Here is an 18,718-nt window from a genome sequence, read left to right as displayed (position 1 = left end):
TGTCTCATAGATTCAGTTGGAGTGTTGCCAGAACCGCATTTGTTGCGCGTGGGGCCGTGTCTCTCCGTACGGTCGCGGTCATGGATGTGGCGTTCTTCTCGGCTGAGGGCTGGGAGTCGTGGGGGTTGTCGGCGAAGCCGTTGATTCCCGAGGGCATGGCGATGCTGGTCGGTGACGACCTGCGGTTCGAGAATGGGGATGGTCGGCGGCTTCCGTTGTCGCTGGTGAATGAGTGGCTGCGGCTGCTGCCGTCGTCAGGGTGTCCGGCGCCGTCGTCCTGGGGGACGTACGCGCGGATCCTGCGGGACTGGTCGATGGCTGCGGATCAGCACGGGGTAGGGATTTTCGAGACCCGGGATCGGCTGAAGGCCCTGCTGAGTGTCTACGCGGTGGACCGGTCCTGCGGTGATCCCAAACGCCATCTGCGGGCGAAGACGTGGAACCAGCACATGAGTGTGCTGGGGCTGTTTTACAAATGGGCGGTCGCGGAGGGGCACGCGGCGGCGGTGCCGTTCACCTACCGGCAGGCGACGGCCGTCTACGCGGAGTCGGTCCAGCAGATCCTGGTGAACGAAGCGACGCGCCGGACGCCCAAGGCCCACGTGACGATCAAGTATCTGGCGAAGGACTTCGCCGCGATGTTCGTGAACGGCCTGGCGGGCCTTCGGCCGGATGGCACCGAGGACGAGGGCCCGGGCCGTTTCTGCGGCCGGCATCTGGCCCGCAACGGGGCGGTGGGCGAACTCGTACTGTCCTCTGGGACGCGGCTGCAGGAGTTCACCTATCTGCTGGCCTGCGAGGTTCCGGCGCTGCCGCCCGCTCCGACACTGATGCCGGTCGCGTTCCCGCTGCCGGAGAGCATCACCAAGGGCAGCAAGTTCCGGGTCACGTTCGCCTCCTACCCGGCGCTGGCCCGCACCCACGCCTATCTGGGGCTGGAGCGGATGCTGGCCTGTGAGGGCTCGGCCTGGCTGCCGCCGAAGAGGTGGGGCGAGCCGCTGTTCGTCACGGAGATGGACGCCCGCGGCGGCCGGGTGAACGGGGACAGGGTGCTCTGGGAGACGCTGAGACCGGCCCAGAGGCGCCGTCTGGTGGCTCCGGACGGTGGTTCGATGCTGTTGGCCGTCCGGTCGGACGGCGGGCCGTTCACGGCCTGGGCAAGCGTTTTCGAGCGGACTTCGAAGCGGATCGCCGAGCGGTTCGACCCGCGGTTCCCGCATGTTCATCCGCACCGGCTGCGGCACACCTTCGCTATGGCGGTGATGGAGCGGATGGTCGCCGGGTTCTACGAGCAGGCAGCCAGGCTGGCCGCTGCGGGCGGCGGGGCGGACGCGGCCCTGGCGCACTACCTGACCACCAGCGAGCCGCTACTGGTCCTGCGGGACCTGTTAGGCCATTCCTCGGTCCTGACCACGGAAAAGTACCTCAATCGCCTGGACATGCTGCGGATCTTCCGCGAGCACTACGACGACACCGACCGTCGTTGGGGGTTTCTCGAGGACGAGGCAGCTGAACGTGAGGCGGATGCGGAGTTCGCGGACGAGATGGTGATGCTCTGATGCCGGGCACGGTGATCGAAGAGCCGCTGGGAGTGGCGGCCGTCTTTCCCGACGGTTCGCGGGCCGACTGCCTGCTGCGGAACGGTTCCCTGCCAGTGTTCGCGCGGCAGCTGATGCGGGCCGTTGCTGACCTGGTCCATCCTCACGGGCCGCTGAAGAGGGAAAGCACGGTGAGGGAGTACCAGGGGTCCCTGCGGCACTTCCTTCCCATCCTGGTTGCGGCCGGGTTCGAGGCGGACGCGGCCCGGCTGACCCGGCCTCGTCTGGCGCAGGCACTCATGGCCCTTCCCTCGGCCAAGCACGAGCATCATGTCCGGGCCGTGCTGCGGCGCCTGGATGATCTCGACCATGTCTTCGCTGATGACGTCCGGCTCTACATCGACGGACAGGTCTTCAAATCCAGGCGGTCCCGCGACCGGGTTCCGCTGCCTGCCTACACCGAGACTGAGTGGAAACGGCTGGCGGAGGTCTGCGAGGAGGCGGTGACCGATTCCTACCGCCTGTTCCGTCGCTCGCTCATGGAGTCGCAGCGCGGCCGGCACTGGCGGGAAGGCGGGCTAAGCAGGGAGAACATCCAGTGGACGCTCCGCCATGACGGCCCGCACCATCCAGGTCTGGGCCGCAACCAGATCGGGGTTAGCCGCTATCAGCAGGAGCTCCTGCCGCTCTACCCGGGCGGGGTCGCGGGGGCGGTCGGTGCCCTGTTCCCGCTCGCGGAAACGGTCTTCAGCTACCAGCTGCTGTTCGGGATCCGTACGGGAATTGTCCCCGACGGGATCGCCGATCTCGGGCTCGAGGACATCGACTGGGCCGGGGATGCGACCGTGCTGCTGGACTACGTCAAGGGCCGCACCGCGGCCGAGTCGATGGTTCTCTCTCGTCCGGCGGTGCGGCTGCTGGAGCAGTGGCTCGAGCACTCTGCACTCGCCCGCCGGTTCATGCCTGCGGATTTCAAGGGCCGGCTGTGGTCCCGGTTCTGCGTGACCGGGCCACACCGGTGGTCGAGTGAACCGCTGGACCCCTACACGCGGGACGTCTGGATCCGCGGCCACGGCCTGGTCGATAAGGCAGGCAAGCCGTGGCAGGTCCACGTTCACCGGATCCGCACCACCTTCGAAGCCTCGCGGGACCGACGGCTATGGACGGGCAGCAGCCGGGCCACAATCGATCCGAACCACACGCCGCAGGTCGAGGGCGACCACTACCTGGCCGGGCAGAGCCCCGCCCAGAAGGCCGCCACCGAGACGGTCATCGAGGGCGCCCAGCAGGACCTGCTGCGGCGGGCCGAACCACAGGTGATCAAGGACAGTGACGACGCGGCCGCGGTGGCCGCGGCCTTCCCCGGACTGGTCGCCGGGCTCGGCCTGGACGAGGGGGCCCTGGCCGAGCTGATCGGAGGCGAACGCGATGTCTTCGCCGCTGGATGCGGCGACCAGCTTTCGGGGCTGCACGGCCCGAAGGGAAAGCCCTGCCCTGCCCGCCCCTGGGTCTGTCTCCTCTGCCCGCTGGCCCTGTTCGCCCCCCGCCACACGCCGAACCTGATGCGGCTGCGGGCCTACTTCGGACGCCAGTGGCAGCAGATGCCCTCCCACGCGTTCATGGCCACTCTCGGACCGTATACACAACGGCTAGATGACCTGCTGACCAGCACCTACTTCCCCGAATCAGTCCTTCGGCAGGCCGCCGCCGAGGTCTCGGGAACCGACGACGAACTGCCCCTGAGGCCCGAGGAGACCACCGCATGATCACCGTTTCCGACCCGCTCGCGGGCATCAGTCCGTCGGTGTTCGCGGGCACAGCGATCTGCGAAGAGGTCGGCTTGAGGCTGCGGCCCGGCACCCGCGGACCGGTCTTCGAACAGGACCGCTGGGACTTCCGCAACGTTGAGGGGTTACCTCGCTCGCTCCGGGACGTCCGCAAGATCATCGACTTCGCGAAGATCCGCAATCCGCTCTGGAGACCCGTCGCCAAGGAGTACATCCTCGCCCTCATGGCCCCCCTGCACGAGAGCGTCCGTGACCTTCCCGGCGCCTACCGGATCCAGCGGACCCTGCAGACCACCAGCAACCGCGGTGAACATACCGTTGCCTGGCTGAACTGGCTCACTGCCCAAGGCGTCACTTCGCTGACCGAGGTCGACCAGTACCTCTGCGACGCCTACCTCATTCACCGCTCGACCCGCCGCACCAGAACCGGTGTGACGGTCGAGACCAGTCAGACCCAGCGGCTGATGGCTGTCCTGGTCCCGCAGGATTTCGCCGCCTACAGTGAACTGTTCACCCACGACCGCCTGCCTGAAGGGCTCAGGCCCTGGAACGGTGCCTCCGCGCTCTCGGTGATCGGCGCAACCAAGCAGGTCGGCAACAAGACCCAGCCGGCCCGCGCCGAACTCCTGCAACCACTCCTGCAGGGCTGCCTGTTCCTCCTCCAGGTGATCGCCCCGCCCGCGCTGGAGCTTCGCTCACACATCAGCGAGACGCACGCGACGACAGTCCTGCGAAGCAACCGGGCAACAGGCGAGCTGAGGAAGCCGCTGATCGAAGAGGTCATCCGTCGGCACGTGATCGAGCGGGAACCGCTGGAGGCGACCTGCGAGTTGGCCTTGTCCGGAAAGTTCAAGGCTGGCTGGACGCCTGAAGACCCTCTGTGGTCCCTCAACCTGACAGCACTCTCCCGTGAGGCAGGTCTTAGGGGCACCATTCTCCCCGGACAGAAACGGGGCACCCCGAAGGATCGGACGGCGGAAGGCGGGCTGCTGGGATCGCTGCGGCCCCTGCTCGAGGAGGCCGTGGCCCTCGTCGGCACGGCACCCCGGTGGGGCCGGCGGGCACTTGATGTCACTCTCGCGGACGGCCGCGGGAAGGCCGCTTGGACGCTCCCCCTGCACGAGCGTGATCTGACCGCCGTCCTTGACGCGGTCCGCACCGCCGCCCTGATCGTGATTGCCCTGCTCAGCGGGATGCGGCAGAGCGAACTGATCGAGCTTCCTATCGACTGCCGGCTTCCCGCCGAAGGTCCGCCGGGCCGCCAGCGTTACCGCCTCAAGAGCAAACTGGTCAAGGGCCAGGGCTACGACACCGCGGTCTGGGACGAATGGGTCGTCGTCAAAGAAGCGTACGAAGCGGCCGGGGTCGCGGCCGCGATCGCCGGCGAGGACGCCACCCATCTCTTCTCGCACACCCTCGAGTTTGATGAATGCCTCAAACGGCTCCGCCGGTGGGTCAACGGCCCCCACGGGCAACGGCTTCACCTCGCCCCGATCCCCGGCGACAACCTCACCCTGCGGACGTTCCGCCGCACGCTCGCTCTGGAGATCGCCCACCGGCCCGGCGGACTCCTGGCCGCGAAGGTCCAGCTCAAACACCTGTCGGTCGTCACGACCGAGGGATACGCCCAGCGGCCCGGCGGAGCCCAGGCCAAGTTCCTCGCCGAGATCGGCAAGGAGGAACACAGCCGAAACGAGGCCCTGACCTTGCAGGCGTTCCAGGACTACCAGGATGGCAAACAGCCCGCCGGGCCCGGCGCGCGTGACCTGATCCGCTTCTTCGAGACCGTCGAATCACAACTTGCCGGCCCCGCCGCGACGGCCCCGAACGTCAAACCCAGCGACCAGGAGGTGATCACCCTCCTCGCAAAACGCGCGGGCACCCTCCACCTTGGGCTGGCGAACTACTGCTGGTTCATCGACCCCGCGAAGGCCCTCTGCCTCAAGCTCGCAGGCACCCCGGACCGCAAAACACCGCTGGCCGGGATGTGTGACTCCGCCCGCTGCCCGCAGGCCACCCACCACGCTGACCACCGGGACATCTGGGCTTCTGCTGCAGGCAATTACCGGGTCTTCATCGGCAAGATCGGACGAGTCCAGAAGGGTGAAAGAGTCCGACTCGCAAGCGAGATCGAGCGGGCCGACCGAGTCGTCGCGGAGATCGACGCAGCCACAGCCAAGGAGGCAACATCCTGATGGGACAGATCACCGACACCAGCCGGGCCCGCAACGAACAGTCCATTCGCGCGGCCATGGACCGACTCCTGAAGGGGGAAGTCCCCGCCAACGGCCGCTGCGACCTCAAGACCCTCGCAGCCGAGGCCGGAGTGACCCGGACCGGCTTCTACGCGAAGAAGGACCGGGACGGCAGCATCCGCCCCGGCCCCTACCAACACCTGGCCGACCAGTTCAACCGCCGCCTGCAAGCTCTTCACGAGGCCGACGACATCCCGGACCCCAGGGATGCCCAGATTGACCGGCTGAAAGCCGCCAACAAAGCCCTGCAGGACCGCATTGCCGAGCAGTCCACGACGATCGAGGACCTGACCGACTTCAAGAAGCGAGCCCTGTCTCAACTCGCCGCCCAGCACGAGGAGATCAACCAACTCCGCCGACGATCCGGACAACCCTCCCTGAGGGCACTTCCGCCTCGACGACCGGAAACCGTCATCGGAACTTGCGGCTGACCCCCGTCTCGACGGTGGTGGTCCCTATCCGAGGGCCCTGTCGGCGTACACAAGTGCTCAGCCGCGTACTGTCCGCTTCGGCGGGAGCCCCACTCACCGTGCGGTTGCCCGACGGTGAGTGGCGCGGATCAGCACGGTGACCAGAGCCGCCAGGTCGAGAGCGCCGTCAGGGTCGTCCGCGTAGCGGGTGGTCTGCAGCGGCCCCACTTCGTCCAGGCGCACTCCTTCCCTCTCCAGGACGTGGGCGAGGACCAGCAGTGCCAGGCGGGCGTTGCCGTCCGGGTAGGGGTGGAAGAAGGCGACATCGAGGTATGCCCTGGCCGCGCGGGCTGTCAGGGGAACCGACGGGTCGGCGCTCTGGTGCAGGCAGGCGGCGAAGTCCTGCCATGTGTGGGGCGTGAGGCCGTATCGTTCCCGGCCGCCCTTGGCGAAGGCGTCGCCCTGACGCAGACCCACCTCGTTCACCCCGAGGACCACCTTCTGCCAGCCGGCGAGAAGGGTCGGGGTGAGCGGCTCTCCCCGCGAGGCCGCGCCGCGGGACAGGGTCATCGCAGCGAGCAGCCGGCCGGCCCGATCCGGGTCGCGAAGGCGGACCGGACCATCGAACCAGGCAGCGAGTCCATCGATGGCTGGACGCACCGGAGCCGGGCCCACACTCGCGGCCGAGGTCCAGTCGACCTGCTCCCTGACCTTGCGCCACACGGCCAGCGCGTCATCGCTCACGATAGAACCCGCGACCGGTCAGGCGAATCGCCAGGTCTTCTCCCACCGCGTCGACCACGGTCGAGGCGGGCGCAACGTGGCTCTTGAACCGGCCGCCGATCGCCGCTTCCACCGCCTTCCGCGCCTCTTCCAGTCCCAGGCCGGTGGAGGTGAGGAACCAGGTCAGCGTCGTCTCGCAGAGCCGGTACCAGGACGACTCGGCGTGGCTGCTGTTGACGACCGCGGTGACCAGGCGGGCCACCGCGCGTTCCAGATGCCAGCTCCGGTCCTCGACGTCCGCGTCGGGATGCGGTGCAAGCTGCTCGAAGCGCTCGGCCACGTCCTCCAGCCAGTCACGCCACTCCAGCAGGCAGGTCACGACGCGTTCGGCGGTCTCCTGCGCCTCTCCGACCGAGTGCGCTTCGCAGCACCAGGCGTCGACGGGACCGCCGTTGTGGACCGAGTAGTCCCAACCGCAGGCCCACCGGCCGTAACGGGACACCAGGAGCACGGTGACCTCGTCGGTGAATCGATAGCCCGCCATCCCTTCGGGATCAGCCGCTCGGCCGGCCTCGGAAGGCACCATCGGGACGACAAGCGCCGTCAGCCGTGCCGCCTCATCGTCGTCCCAGGCGAAAGCGTTCCGGCTGGGGTCGGCGGCAGTCCAAGGCAGCGACCGGGCTCGTTCGCGGTGGATGGACGTGGCGTACCCCCGAAGTCAGACATGACGGAACAACTGATCGATCATGCCCTCCAGGTCGATACCTGTCACCCCAATTTGTTGACCCTGCCGCCCGGCTGCCTTCACCCGCCCGACCGCACGTTCACGTGTACCCGCCTGGGTACTTGCCCGTGTATGCCGACAAGCCCTCCCAGCCCACACCCCTGCGAGTGAATCCTTCGCGAGATTCACGGGACACACCCCGCAGCAGCAGACCGACATCTCAAGACGCACCACCTCGCGCCTATGGGACATGACCTGCGAGGGACACAGTCAGTGCGGGAACAACACCGGGCCCGGCCGGAACAGGGAGATGTCGGCGACGACGTCCCGGACGTCGCGCGGCCGCAGCCTGGCGAGCAAGTCCTGCTGGCCGCTTGATTCCAGCTGGAACAGGCCGATGGTGCGGGCGTCCTGGATGATTTTGAAGGCGAAGTAATCGTCCAGCGGCACCTGCGTCGGGTCGTCGAGGTCGATGTGCTTGCCCGTGGCCTGTTCGATCTCGGTGACGGCGTGCGCCATCGCCGACTGCATGCGCACCCCTAGCACGTCGAGCTTGACCAGGCCGAACCCGAAGCCGCCGTCGAGTTCCACGTCCTGCTTGGCCGCCTGCACCGTTGGGTAGGCGCCGCCCGGGGTGGGCTGCACCGGCAGCCGCTCCAGCAGGTGAGGATGACGCCGCACGGATGCATCACCATCCCACGCGGCAGCGCGTCCAGGCCCTCCGCGAGCTCGAAGAGAGGCCCGCACCGGCTCGCTTCGCCGGCCAGCTGCTTCAGCTCCGGCAGCTCCGTAAAGGCGGAGCGGATGTCGCAGGCGCGGATGTGCGGGAACGACTTCGCGACCCGGTCCATCTCGTGCGGGGCGATGCCCAGGGCGAGCCCCGTATCGCGCAGGGCGTGGCGGGCGCGGCAGGTCTCGGACATGCCGGCCACTGCGACGCGCTCCGCGCCATCAGCAGGTGATGATCGAGCGGGTTGGCCGTGGCGACTCACTCTCCCCCGTCGGCGGAATGGAGCTGGAAGTCGACGACGACGCAACCGACCTGTCCGTCATCGGTGCGGCCGATCCAGACGGGGTAGGCCCCGTCGCCCCGGCCGGCACGGAAGGCGATGAGGTTCGGCTCGGGCTCGATGCTGGGCAGTTCGACGGTGAATTGGCTGTCGAGGGGTACGAACAGGTCCTCGTCCAGCTGGTCTTCGATCACCGTCCGAGTCGCATCCATGAAGGCCGCTGTGCCGGTATCCACGCCGACCCCGTAGAACTGGCCCTCGCCGAGCAGCCCCAGGTCCTCGTCGGGCCGGAGAGCCATTTCCCAGTCGCGGGGCGGGGTGTCCAGGAACGTCACCCTGGCCGCAGCGACACCGTCCCCGCGTGTCGTGCGCAAGAGCGACAGCGTGACCGGGAACTCGCCCGGTGACACAGCCACGGTCCGCGGGGTCTCTCCGATCCAGCCGGGGTCCGAGACCGCCAGCTGCCCTGACGTGATCCGCAGCAGGCCGGCGTCAACGAGCTCGACGACGGCCGGCCCATCCGGAGTGTCGCAGGCGCCCGGACTGAACAGTTGCTCGATTCCGGTGGCGCGCAGAGGTCCCGATCCTTCGTCCACCGACACGTCGTTCAGGACTACGGTCGTGGCGGGCTCGTGTCCCTGCTGGGCGAGGAACGGCACGAACACCTGCCAGTCGCCGAATTCCGGTACCGGGCAGAGGAAGCTTTCGACGGCCGCCGGGAACCGCCGCACGGAGACGCTCGACGGGCCGGATGTTCGAGCGTGCAGTGGCTCCGTCGGCGTTCCCCTCGGCCCGGCGAACTCGGACCTCACCTCGACCTGCCCGTCGGCTGAGACAGTCGTGGTCTCCTGAACATCCCACTTCCAGGACGAGTGATCCTGCTCGTTGGCAAACTGCCATCGGGTGTTCCCGTGAGCCAACAACATCCCCGTGCTGTGCGGCTTGAGGTCGATCATTTGCATGCGCCAGGACCTGTCGTCGAACAGATACACACGCCACATCCGGCGCGGCCAGTATTCGACGAGTGCCAGCGGTCGCTCCCGCGCGGACAGCAGAACCGCGTAATCCATCCCGGCAGCATGTCTGCGTGCCGCGACCGCGCGCGACATCGGGTCCGGATGGCTCGTTGCCTGCTGGGAACCCCACATGTTGCCGTACGACACATCAAGACTGTCGAAGATCACAGCCTCGCATCTCCCCCCGTGACACCAGCAGCCCCCGAGGAGTGGCGCTCGACGGGTGACCCTGCCGCATCGCTCTGCCCTTCCGGAGCTTCGTTGTGCCGCCAGTCTGCCACTGAGGTGTGACACACAGGACTGTGGGAGGCCGGCAACCTGGGGACCGACAACGTCCTGTCGTACGTCGACACGTACGCACCGCCCGCTTCATGGTCATCGACTCGCTGCTCCCCCCTCCGGACGAGCCGGAGGCCTTCGACGCCGGGTGCCGCGCCTCCATCCTCAGCAGCCAGCGGCTCGACGTCGCGGGTGGCGGGGCACGCGCGCGTGGTGGCGGCGCCCATCCACTCGCCGGTTGCCCATCAGCCTGCGTCCGCCGGCTGACCGTTGTTGGTCGATGAGACTCGTACTGCCGCCGTGCCCTGGGTGATGCGGACGAGGATCTCGCTCTTGTCGAGGTACGGGTCGCCCTGCAAACCGAACCAGGAGCCTGGGCAGGTGGTTGGCTCTCCGCACTCCAGGCGTCCCCCATCCTCCGGGCATCGCGTAGGGACGCTGAAGCAGCCCTCATTCTCACAGCCCGAGGAAGCGGCCAGGCCCCTGACGCCGCCTCAGCACGGATCCACACGCGACTCGTTGCCGCAACGGTCACCCCGTCGCACCCATCGACAGTTCAACGGCGGCGAGGTTCCATAACTTTGCTTGATCTTTTAGGTGCTCGCAGTCGCGAACAGCACTCGACGGTTAGGGTGACAGCTGCCGAAACTGAGGGGGAAACGGTGAGTGACGACGGCAAGGTCCTTGACATCAAGACTGCCGATCTCAAGGCGACAGCGCCGACGTTCCACGAGCAGAGCGTGGCGGTGGAGCGGGCTCTGAGCACGCTCCGGGCGTCGTTGGCCACAGCGGGCGCGGCATGGGGCGATGACGACCCCGGCAAGAAGTTCCACGACAAGTACGGCCCGCTCGTGACCCGTATCGAGCAGGCCGCCGGGATCATCAAGGATGGCCTGGCCAGCATTCATCTGGCCATGTCCGACATGGCGGACGGGCACATCGACAACGACGCCCTGGTCGGCTCCATGTTCCGCAGGGCCGTCCCGAAGCCGCACGAGCGCCAAGAGGCCGGGGACCACGGCCGGGGGCAGGGGCAGTGAGTGCTGGCGACAAGGTCCGGGAGATCGTCACCGACGTCACCGGCATCGAGTGGCCCGCCGGTGACGTGGGCAAGCTCCGCAACATTGCCAACGCCTGGCGGAAGTTCGCAGATGACATGGAGGACGTCGCCGCGGCCGCCGACAAGGCCGCTCAGGCGCTGATCCACCACAACAGCGGCGAGGCGATCTCGGCGTTCAACGACCCTTTCTGGCGCCGCTATTACCACGACAAGAAGGGCTGGCTCCAGGACCTCGTCGATGGTCCCCGCGACCTGGCGAAGGGGATCGACCAGTACGCCGATGCCGTCGCGGGCGCAAAGAAGAAGCTCGACCACGAGCTGGAGATCGCCGGCGCCGTGATCGTCGCAGGCACTGCCCTGGCCTTCTTCACGCTGGGCGCGACAGAAGCCGCCGCCGCGACAGCCACGGCCGCGATCGTCGAGCTGGCCGCAACCGTGGGGGTGGCCCTCACGACGGAGGTCGCCGCCATCGCGGGTGCCGCTTTTGCCACTGCGGCCATCGCGGGTATCGAGTCCGTGGCTGTCGACCTCGCCGTCGCCCAACCCCTCAAGATTGCCTCTGGCCTGCAAGACGGATTCAGCCTCGACGAAGCCAGCAATGCGGCCACCGACGGGATGCTGTACGGCGGGTTGTTCGGGGCCGGCGGAGCCACTGCGCGCGTTGCGGGCGAGGCGGGAGGATGGGGCAACCTCCTGTCCGGGACCGGCCCGCGCCTCACTCTCGCCGACCTTGCCTATGGTCCCGAGTGGGGCGGTGTCCGCGCTCCGCTCCCGGGTGGGAGAGATCCTTTGCCGGGGGAATTGCCACCAGGCTATGACCTCCATCAATCAGGAGGGTCGCTCCGCCCGCGTGATGACGGCTCGGTGCGCGCTTACGACCGCACGGAGACATGGGCCACTGATGCCTACGAGTCCTTCCGCTCGGCGGATGACGTCGACGCACTGGCGGGATCCTTGCAGAACGCCCCGCGCATAAACGGCGGTGAAGGTTTTTCACGGGATGAGATTGCCGCGGTCAAGCGGCACATCTTCGAAGACACTCATCCGTTGACGTCCTATGACGGCGAGATCATCCACGCCCGTTACGATCCCAACCCCGACATGGCGGAGGCGTGGGTGCGCCTCAGGGCCGGCCGCCACACCGACTCCGACCTCCTGCTGTTCGAGCACGAACTCGCCGAGCACCAGTATTATGTCGATCATCCTGGAGCTCCGTACTCAGAAGCTCATGCGGCGGCAAACAAGGTTGCCAACTGGGAGGCGAGTGAGATCACGCCCCCCGGACGCGAGGACTACAACGCCCCTTGGGAGTGAACGATGGCAATCTTCTCCGAAATCAAGAAAGTCGGCGAGAGCGAGCAGGAAGTGCGCTACTCGTTTTCGAACGGAATCGACGCGGAACGTTTCGTGATCTTCGACAAGATCAATGAAAGGCTCCACCCTGAAGACGGTATCGAAAACGTCGTTTACCGGGCTGTAGCGAGGAAGATCGCCATAGCGTGGAGCCGGGAGGGGAAGGCACCGGAGCGGTTGACCGTCAACTCCTGAGCTTGACGTTTATGTACCTGCGAGCCGTAGGAGCCGCTGCACACCTGCGAGGTCTCCCACTGGAACCAGGAGCCTGCACTGGCACCGTGGAAGGAGACGTCGCAGATGTACACCGAACAGCTCGCCACCGCCGGTCCGGCCGGAGCGGCAGCCCTGGCCTCGCCCGCCTTGTAGGTGAAGGAGTACCGCGTGGTGTCCTGCGTCTTGCCCCACTCGATCGGGGCCTCGCCCCCGCGCGGTGCCCCGTCCACCGTACGTACCAGGCAGCCGGGGCGGGGCTGTCCAGGGCGTACGCCGTCGCGGAGGTGAGCGTGCCGAAGGCCAGTGCAGCGACTTCACAGAGGCCAACAGCCGTTACGCACAGGGCTCTTGCAGTACGCATCGCATTCCCTCCCGTTGCCGTGCCACTACCCGGTCGGTCGAGCCGGGCAATGAGGGAACGCTGGTTCGGCGAATCGCTGGAGGCGGCGTTCCCTCCCGGTATGGCCGGATCGCACCCGACCCACAGGCGGCGGGCCCCACACGGTCTCACCCTGCCGGTCCTCGGCGACAGCGCGCTCACAGCGGGCCGGAAGGTCCTCGTCCAGCTCGTCCAGCTCGTCCAAGCGAGGCTGCGCCTTCGGGCCGAAAATGGGCCGATCACCAAGACGCCACAGTCAGGCCCCGAGATATGTGAACGATCTTGGGTGCAGGGCCGGGTGGACGTCACCGCGCCCTCCGCGACGGTCCGGGCCCCAGGCCGAACGACGAGAGGAACAAACACGTGATCCTGTATACGGACGTGCTCACCGACGACGAGCTGCTCTCGGATGCCTTCCAGAAAAGGCAGGTCTACGAGATCGACTGCAAAATGATCTCCACAGGCGAGGAGACGTCACCGACGTGGCACAGGCATTCAAGTTGCAGCCGATCCAGCCCGACTCGAGACGCAACGTGGTCGACGCGATCCGCTACGTGAACGACAACGGTGTGAAGTGGAGGTCCGGTCGGCGGGATCGCACCGACCGCCCCCTCTAAGCGCCAGAAGCCGATCTGATCACTCCGTTACGGGCAGGCATTCGGCGAGCAGATCGACGATGTCGCGCCAGGCTCGCTGTGCGTGTCGTGGGTGGTAGCCGACGCCCGGGGGTGTGGTGTGGTTGACCGGTGGGTGGTGGAAGGCGTGCAGGGCCCCGCCGTAGACCACGCAACGCCAGTCGACACCCGCGTCCCGCATCTCGGCGGTGAACGCTTCCCGTTGCGCGGGCGGCATGATCGGGTCTTCCGATCCCACCCCAGCCCACACCGGGCAGCGAATGCGTGCCGCCTCGCCCGGTCGGCCCGTGGTCAGTGCGTTGACCGTACCAATCGCGCGCAAGTCGACCCCATCGCGCCCGAGTTCCAGCACAATCGCGCCCCCGGTGCCGTAGCCGATTGCGGCGACCCGGTCGGGGTCGGTCCGTGATTCGGCGCGCAGCACCTCGAGTGCAGCATGGCCAATGCCCCGCATCCGGTCGGGGTCTGCGAGCAGCGGCATGCAGCGGGCCAGCATCTCCTCGGGGTTGTGCAAATAGCGCCCGCCGTGGAGGTCAAAGGCCAGCGCCACGTATCCCAGCTCAGCCAGGGCATCGGCCCGGCGGCGCTCGACGTCGCTGAGACCCATTCCCTCAGGCCCGATCAGGACTGCGGGCCGACGCTCATCACCGGCAGGGAGCGCGAGGTGTCCGACCATCGCTAGAGCATCGGCCGGGTATTCGACCGTACGTGTTGTGATCGTCATGAGGCTGGACCGTAGTGGCCATCCAGCCAGGTCGGGCCGGTGTTTCACCATCGGCAGAAGGTGGTCCGTCGCGACCGCACGAGGACTGTGTCAACTCCCCCCATGACATCCCGATCTCACAGAACGTCACAGACCGACGGATCTGGCACAGGCACTCACCTTGTCGTTTAACCCCATCAAGGGGTGACGTGGTCGCCCCAGCCGAAAGTGGCGACGTAAGCGCGTCGAACGGCTTCTCCGCCGCGTCCGCCCCTGACACGGATGACGGTCAGCGCGAGGATGAACCAGGCGGTGAAGCACCCCGCGACGATCAGATTCCAGCCAGGGCCGTAGAAACTGGCAATGACGACCAGGGCAATGATCGTGATGACCAGTCCTATGTGGCCGCCGCCGATATCCGTGCCGGACCTACCGCCGCGTGTCATAAGAGTCCCCCGCCAAGAGCACGCCGTTCTGGTCAGAGCAGACTACGGGGCGCTGCCAACGGTGTCAGTGCCGCTTGTGCGACGGGGTTTGGTGCCCTTCTTGTGGTGGGCGGGTCGGATGTGCGCCTCGCCGGTCGCGAGGACTTTGCCCACGTCATGACGGGTGGCTGGGCGGCGGTTCTTCGAACCGTGTGGCCGGCCGGGCCCGGGACGAGACGGTTTCGGTGCACCGGCCGGAGAGCCGGTCTTCGTGCACAGGTTCCTGAACCCCCTGCGGACACGGGCGGGTGTAAGCCTGTTCGGCTCGGTCGGCTTCTCCCAGGGGCGCCGGAGGTCGATGGCCAGTGGCCGGGCGAGCAGGAGCTGGGCATAGGCAGCGATCACCAGCCACGTCCACCGGTCGGCCGCCTCCGCGGCGGCCGACACCGCCGTGGGCGCCGGTCCAGCGCTGCCACCCCGTCCGAGCTCTTCGCCCCCTACGATCTCGCCGCGGTCGACCCCGCCACCGGCACGACTCGGTGGACGTACCGGCTCGGCAATGACCTCGGCCGCGAGAACAGCACGGTGGTATCGCCCGACCCGGTGGTCGTGAGCGTCGGCGGCAGCGACCAGCGTCTGCGTATGACGGTCCTCGACGCCGGTGGCAAGGTCCGTGCCACCCTCGCGTCCGGCGACGAGGAGCGCCCGCGCCTGGCTGCCGACGACGGCAGCACCCCCTCTCCCGGGGCCCTGGTCAAGGGCAACACCCTCTACATGGCGGCCACCCCGACGACGGCGCACGCCGACGACAACGACAAGATCGTCGCCTGGTCGCTGTCGACGGGTAAGCGTCTGTGGGAACAGCAGTCCACCGGCCTGGTCAAGGCGTTCACCATCGTCGCCTCCGACACCCCCGACGTGCTGGCTTACTCCTCCGGCAACGTCTACGACCCCTCCGCCTTGGTCCGGTTCGACCCGGCCACCGGCAAGCAGACCGTGGTCCACCAGTACCCCGCCAACCCCCAGGGCCCGCGGATCGGCCCGGCCCCCCTGCCCCTCCTCAACCAAGACACCCTCTACCTGTCCAGCGGCCCGACCACCGAACTGGCGGACAGCGACCAGGACAAGCGCCAAAAGGCACTCATCGCCCTCCCCGTCAAATGATCGCCACTGCCCTGTCCCCGACCGGACGCTGTCGGTGAATTCCAGCCCTTGTATGACGTCGGCTCCCAAGACCTGGTTGTGGTCTTGGGAGCCTACGTCATACAAAAAAAGGGGGCTCGTCGATGTCCATACGGCCGCAAGAGTCGGTGAAGATCCGCAGTCGCGCCCCGGTCACGCTTCCCCCTGTTTCTCTCCCCGCCCGAGACCGGGCTGTTGGCCAAGGGGCGCCTCGCCGAACTCCGCCGGCCCGGGCGGCGTGGGATCGCTGCGCCGGCTCGGCTACGAGGTTCAGGCCGAACAGGCCTCCGGGCCGGGCCTGCTGCGGGCCCTGCACATCGTCTCCCGGGGCAGCGGGGCCGGGACGAAGAGTGGTCAGACGGCGGCGATGGGCCCCAAGGTCGCCTTGGTGTGCTGCATGGCGGTCAGCTTCCGTACGAAGACGATGGCGAGGACCGCGGCCGCGAGGTTGAGCGCGTCGGCGACCAGGATGTCGTCGGTGGCGCGCTGGAGGGTGTCCGGGGTGTCGGCGTGCTCTTGCATGGTGGTGCCGAAGCGGTAGATCAGCAGGGCGGAGACCCATGTCCACCACCACGTGGTGATGGGCCGCTCCGAGGCCTCGCGCCACGACCCGTCAGGCGCGGTCTGGGCGCTGGCTGTCCATACCTCGCGGGCGATCGTGTAGGGGATCCACAGGTTCCCGATCGGGACGAACCATCCGCCCACGGCCCAGCCCCGTGTCCGGGTGCACACGTCCTGCGCGAAGGCGTCGGCGTTCGAGCGAACGCGGTGGAACCAGATGATGAAGACGACGGCCGTGACGCCCATAGCGGCCAGCTGGACACTCCCGGTCATCTCGTACAGGTCGTCGGCCCGCTCGATCTCGTCGCTGCTGTGGCTGAGCAGGTCGCCGGTCAGGCGGTGCATGACGACGCCTGTGTATAGGGCGAACAGGTCCAAGGCGGCAACCACACCGAGCAGTGCGGTGACGGCGGTGGCGAGCCCGCGCGGATTACGCAGGACCGTGCCGGGGACCGGTGGAACGACAGGCTGAGGCAACGTGGCAGCCGAGCTGCTCCTGGCAGTTGGCGCAACGGGGGATGTGGGCGACCGTAACGGCAACACGGCCCTCTTCGACGCAGTGTTCAACTATCGCGGTGATCCGCAACGCTCCGGGTGCTGCTGGCGGCGGGAGCCGATCCCGGGCGGCAGAATGCGAAGGGAGTGAGTCCAGGAACGTGAACGGCCACGTCGTAATTGCCGATCAGGCCGGCCAGACCACGCGGCGGGCGGGCTCTGAGACTGCGCGGCGAAATGCAACCGCGTCATCCCCGCTTTGTCTGCCAGGCCCGGATCCTCCGCGCCCGCCAGCGCCTCCCGCAAGCCGGCGACATCTCCCTGCACGGCGCAGTAATGCGCCGCCGAGCGCCCCATCCAGTCCAGCCCCTGTCCCACGTCCACCATGGCGCCATCCTCTTTGAGCTTGACGAAGGAGATAGGGGCCCCCGCAGCGGTCGTGAGCGATGCGGAGGGCCCGGCGGTGGCGCTGCCTTGGAAGCCGGTACTGCACCTGCCCGGAACACCACTTGGGCTGCTGACTCGTGGGGGCGGATCTCGACGGGGGCAGCCCTGGTCTTGGCTCTCAGCCTTGGCCCGAGGTCCCGCGTGCCCACTGCGCGGCCCGGACGGTGCCTTCCTGGATGTCCTGTTGGGGCAGGTGCAGCCCGAGTGCGTCATCCAGTGCGTGGAAGTACAGTTCGAACTCGCCGACCAGCTCGGGGTGGTCCATTTCGGCGCGGCGGATGGCCTGGTTGAGGAAGTCGAGCTCGCCGCCCCGGTAGTAGGGGGCACGGCCCCGCCGGTACCAGATCAGTTCCAGGACCCCCCAGTCGTCGTCGAGGCGACGGCCGTCGCGTGTGTAGTCGAGGGTGTAGATGGCCTTCGCGGCGGTGGCGCTCAGGTGCACGGTCTCGGTGACTCCGAGCCGGGACAGTGCCTCACTGTCGCCCCGGACACCGGGCGGCATCTCGTGGTACATCAGGAACACCCAGTCGCCTGACTGCCCGTAGCAGAAGGTCTGCCAGTCGGCTTCCCAGGAGTCGCGGCCGTCGCCGTCCATCCCGCGCAGGTCCGACAGGCAGATCCCGGCGCCGGTCTGCTCGGGATCGGCGCCGTGGAGCAGGGCGATCTGCTCGGCACTGATGCCCTCGCCGCGAAAGAAGGCAAGGTGGGTGTAGGGGTCCTGGTTGCGCCAGGAACCGGCGATCCAGGCGAAGCGCTCCAGAGGGTCGCGTCCGCATGGCTGTGCCGGGGGCGTGCCATCCAGACCGCCGCTGCTAAATCTCCTGGCCCAGGCGGGGTTGATCTGCTCCAGCATCTGCGCCTGCCCGGTGAGGAGGTTGGTGGCCGGCCCGCGCCCCGGGGAGCGGGCCACGATGTGCTCGGCGAGCTGAGCGACCGCTTCCTCGGCGACCATGTACAGCACCTGGTCGAGGTCCCGGGTAGCGAATAACTCCCGGTAGCCGTGGCAGCCGCGCACCGTGCCGTCTTCCTCCAGGACGAGGAAGAGCCCGCTTCGGTCACCGGCGCGCTGTGCGTACGGGCCGGGTGAGGTGGCGATGGGCGGGAGCATCGCGTCGTCGAGCAGGTCAGAGCCCGCAGCTATCTGGTGCCAGGCCCGCTTGAGTGTGTGCTCCGTGATCTGCATGGGCGCCAGTATGCGGCCCGGCACTGACAAGACTCCCGAACGGCAAGGCCGCCGCGGCTACTCGACGCGGACTTCCCCGATCGGATGTGCACGGCGGGCCTCGCTCTCCACGGCACGCAGCCCGCGCCGGTGGGCCCTCGTACCCGGGCGCGGCGACCTCCAGATGTCACTGCCGGAGATCGACGTGCTCTGACGATAACGGCCGTGCCCGCCCACATCCTCTCGTTTTCTCCACCAACTCCCTGAGAAGAACAAGCCGGAGGGCTCCCGCCAACTCCCAGGGGCAAACCCGTCTTTCGGTTTGGCCAACAGGCGCCTCCACGAATGTCTCCAGGCC

Annotated in this window: 16 protein-coding genes and 2 pseudogenes; 9 read left to right on the top strand and 9 right to left on the bottom strand. The window is 67.7% G+C overall.

The annotated features are described in order from the left end of the window. Nucleotides 1-80: 80 nt before the first annotated feature. From AB0G17_RS02150 to AB0G17_RS02135, 4 genes are read left to right on the top strand one after another with little or no spacing between them, the layout of a single operon-like run. Entirely contained in the window at nucleotides 81-1,559 is a 1,479-nt protein-coding gene (locus AB0G17_RS02150; protein WP_361374528.1) for a site-specific integrase, read from the top strand. Further along, on the top strand, nucleotides 1,559-3,304 hold the full coding sequence (locus tag AB0G17_RS02145; protein ID WP_361374526.1) for a hypothetical protein: 1,746 nt from the start codon (nucleotides 1,559-1,561) through the stop codon (nucleotides 3,302-3,304). Before AB0G17_RS02150 ends, AB0G17_RS02145 begins: the two co-directional genes overlap by 1 nt. After that, the gene (locus AB0G17_RS02140; protein ID WP_361374524.1) at nucleotides 3,301-5,520 is read left to right on the top strand and encodes a site-specific integrase; all 2,220 of its coding nucleotides are present in this window, start codon (nucleotides 3,301-3,303) and stop codon (nucleotides 5,518-5,520) included. The genes AB0G17_RS02145 and AB0G17_RS02140 overlap by 4 nt, the downstream gene beginning before the upstream one ends. Next, on the top strand, nucleotides 5,520-6,011 hold the full coding sequence (locus AB0G17_RS02135) for a hypothetical protein (RefSeq protein WP_361374522.1): 492 nt from the start codon (nucleotides 5,520-5,522) through the stop codon (nucleotides 6,009-6,011). The genes AB0G17_RS02140 and AB0G17_RS02135 overlap by 1 nt, the downstream gene beginning before the upstream one ends. 93 nt (nucleotides 6,012-6,104) lie before the next feature. Here AB0G17_RS02135 and AB0G17_RS02130 read toward each other — a convergent pair whose 3' ends face one another. The 4 genes and pseudogenes from AB0G17_RS02130 to AB0G17_RS02115 form a co-directional block, all read right to left on the bottom strand. Then, nucleotides 6,105-6,734 (bottom strand): hypothetical protein, encoded by a 630-nt coding sequence (locus AB0G17_RS02130; RefSeq protein WP_361374520.1) that lies wholly within the window; start codon nucleotides 6,732-6,734, stop codon nucleotides 6,105-6,107. Next, nucleotides 6,724-7,299 carry a hypothetical protein gene (locus tag AB0G17_RS02125; RefSeq protein WP_361374518.1) on the bottom strand — a complete coding sequence of 192 codons (576 nt, stop codon included), beginning with the start codon at nucleotides 7,297-7,299 and terminating at the stop codon, nucleotides 6,724-6,726. The genes AB0G17_RS02130 and AB0G17_RS02125 overlap by 11 nt, the downstream gene beginning before the upstream one ends. A gap of 423 nt (nucleotides 7,300-7,722) precedes the next feature. Continuing rightward, a pseudogene (locus AB0G17_RS02120) lies at nucleotides 7,723-8,387 on the bottom strand (DNA polymerase III subunit alpha); the annotation flags it as partial. 38 nt (nucleotides 8,388-8,425) lie between these two features. Beyond that, nucleotides 8,426-9,631 carry a DUF4241 domain-containing protein gene (locus tag AB0G17_RS02115; RefSeq protein ID WP_361374516.1) on the bottom strand — a complete coding sequence of 402 codons (1,206 nt, stop codon included), beginning with the start codon at nucleotides 9,629-9,631 and terminating at the stop codon, nucleotides 8,426-8,428. Nucleotides 9,632-10,404: 773 nt separating this feature from the next. Here AB0G17_RS02115 and AB0G17_RS02110 point away from each other — a divergent pair. The 4 genes from AB0G17_RS02110 (at nucleotide 10,405) to AB0G17_RS02095 (ending at nucleotide 13,308) form a co-directional block, all read left to right on the top strand. Then, the gene (locus AB0G17_RS02110) at nucleotides 10,405-10,782 is read left to right on the top strand and encodes a hypothetical protein (protein WP_361374514.1); all 378 of its coding nucleotides are present in this window, start codon (nucleotides 10,405-10,407) and stop codon (nucleotides 10,780-10,782) included. After that, nucleotides 10,779-12,116: a hypothetical protein gene (locus AB0G17_RS02105; RefSeq protein ID WP_361374512.1), complete on the top strand. Its 1,338-nt coding sequence runs from the start codon at nucleotides 10,779-10,781 to the stop codon at nucleotides 12,114-12,116. The genes AB0G17_RS02110 and AB0G17_RS02105 overlap by 4 nt, the downstream gene beginning before the upstream one ends. A 3-nt stretch (nucleotides 12,117-12,119) precedes the next feature. After that, entirely contained in the window at nucleotides 12,120-12,350 is a 231-nt protein-coding gene (locus tag AB0G17_RS02100) for a hypothetical protein (protein WP_361374510.1), read from the top strand. 763 nt (nucleotides 12,351-13,113) lie between these two features. Continuing rightward, on the top strand, nucleotides 13,114-13,308 hold the full coding sequence (locus AB0G17_RS02095; RefSeq protein ID WP_361374508.1) for a hypothetical protein: 195 nt from the start codon (nucleotides 13,114-13,116) through the stop codon (nucleotides 13,306-13,308). A 78-nt stretch (nucleotides 13,309-13,386) separates the two neighbouring features. Here AB0G17_RS02095 and AB0G17_RS02090 read toward each other — a convergent pair whose 3' ends face one another. The 3 genes and pseudogenes from AB0G17_RS02090 to AB0G17_RS02080 all read right to left on the bottom strand — a co-directional run. Then, nucleotides 13,387-14,109: a dienelactone hydrolase family protein gene (locus tag AB0G17_RS02090; protein WP_361374506.1), complete on the bottom strand. Its 723-nt coding sequence runs from the start codon at nucleotides 14,107-14,109 to the stop codon at nucleotides 13,387-13,389. Nucleotides 14,110-14,285: 176 nt separating this feature from the next. Continuing rightward, nucleotides 14,286-14,534, bottom strand: coding sequence for a hypothetical protein (locus AB0G17_RS02085; protein WP_361374504.1), 249 nt, complete (start codon nucleotides 14,532-14,534; stop codon nucleotides 14,286-14,288). A gap of 42 nt (nucleotides 14,535-14,576) precedes the next feature. After that, a pseudogene (locus AB0G17_RS02080) lies at nucleotides 14,577-14,945 on the bottom strand (transposase); the annotation flags it as partial. Between AB0G17_RS02080 and AB0G17_RS02075 the strand changes: the two are divergent. Beyond that, on the top strand, nucleotides 14,898-15,677 hold the full coding sequence (locus AB0G17_RS02075; protein ID WP_361374583.1) for a PQQ-binding-like beta-propeller repeat protein: 780 nt from the start codon (nucleotides 14,898-14,900) through the stop codon (nucleotides 15,675-15,677). The pseudogene AB0G17_RS02080 and the gene AB0G17_RS02075 sit on opposite strands and share 48 nt — an antisense overlap. A 372-nt stretch (nucleotides 15,678-16,049) precedes the next feature. On the opposite strand, the gene AB0G17_RS02070 is transcribed toward AB0G17_RS02075, so the two are convergent. Further along, entirely contained in the window at nucleotides 16,050-16,733 is a 684-nt protein-coding gene (locus AB0G17_RS02070; RefSeq protein ID WP_361374502.1) for a DUF4328 domain-containing protein, read from the bottom strand. A 583-nt stretch (nucleotides 16,734-17,316) separates the two neighbouring features. Beyond that, complete coding sequence (locus tag AB0G17_RS02065; RefSeq protein WP_361374500.1) at nucleotides 17,317-18,381, bottom strand: hypothetical protein; 1,065 nt, start codon at nucleotides 18,379-18,381, stop codon at nucleotides 17,317-17,319. Nucleotides 18,382-18,718 lie beyond the last annotated feature (337 nt).

Origin of the sequence: Streptomyces sp. NPDC023838, from assembly GCF_040639555.1 — a bacterium.
GTDB lineage: Bacteria > Actinomycetota > Actinomycetes > Streptomycetales > Streptomycetaceae > Streptomyces.
The sequence above is the reverse complement of the archived record's forward strand: the minus strand, read 5'-3'. Positions and strand labels throughout refer to the sequence as shown.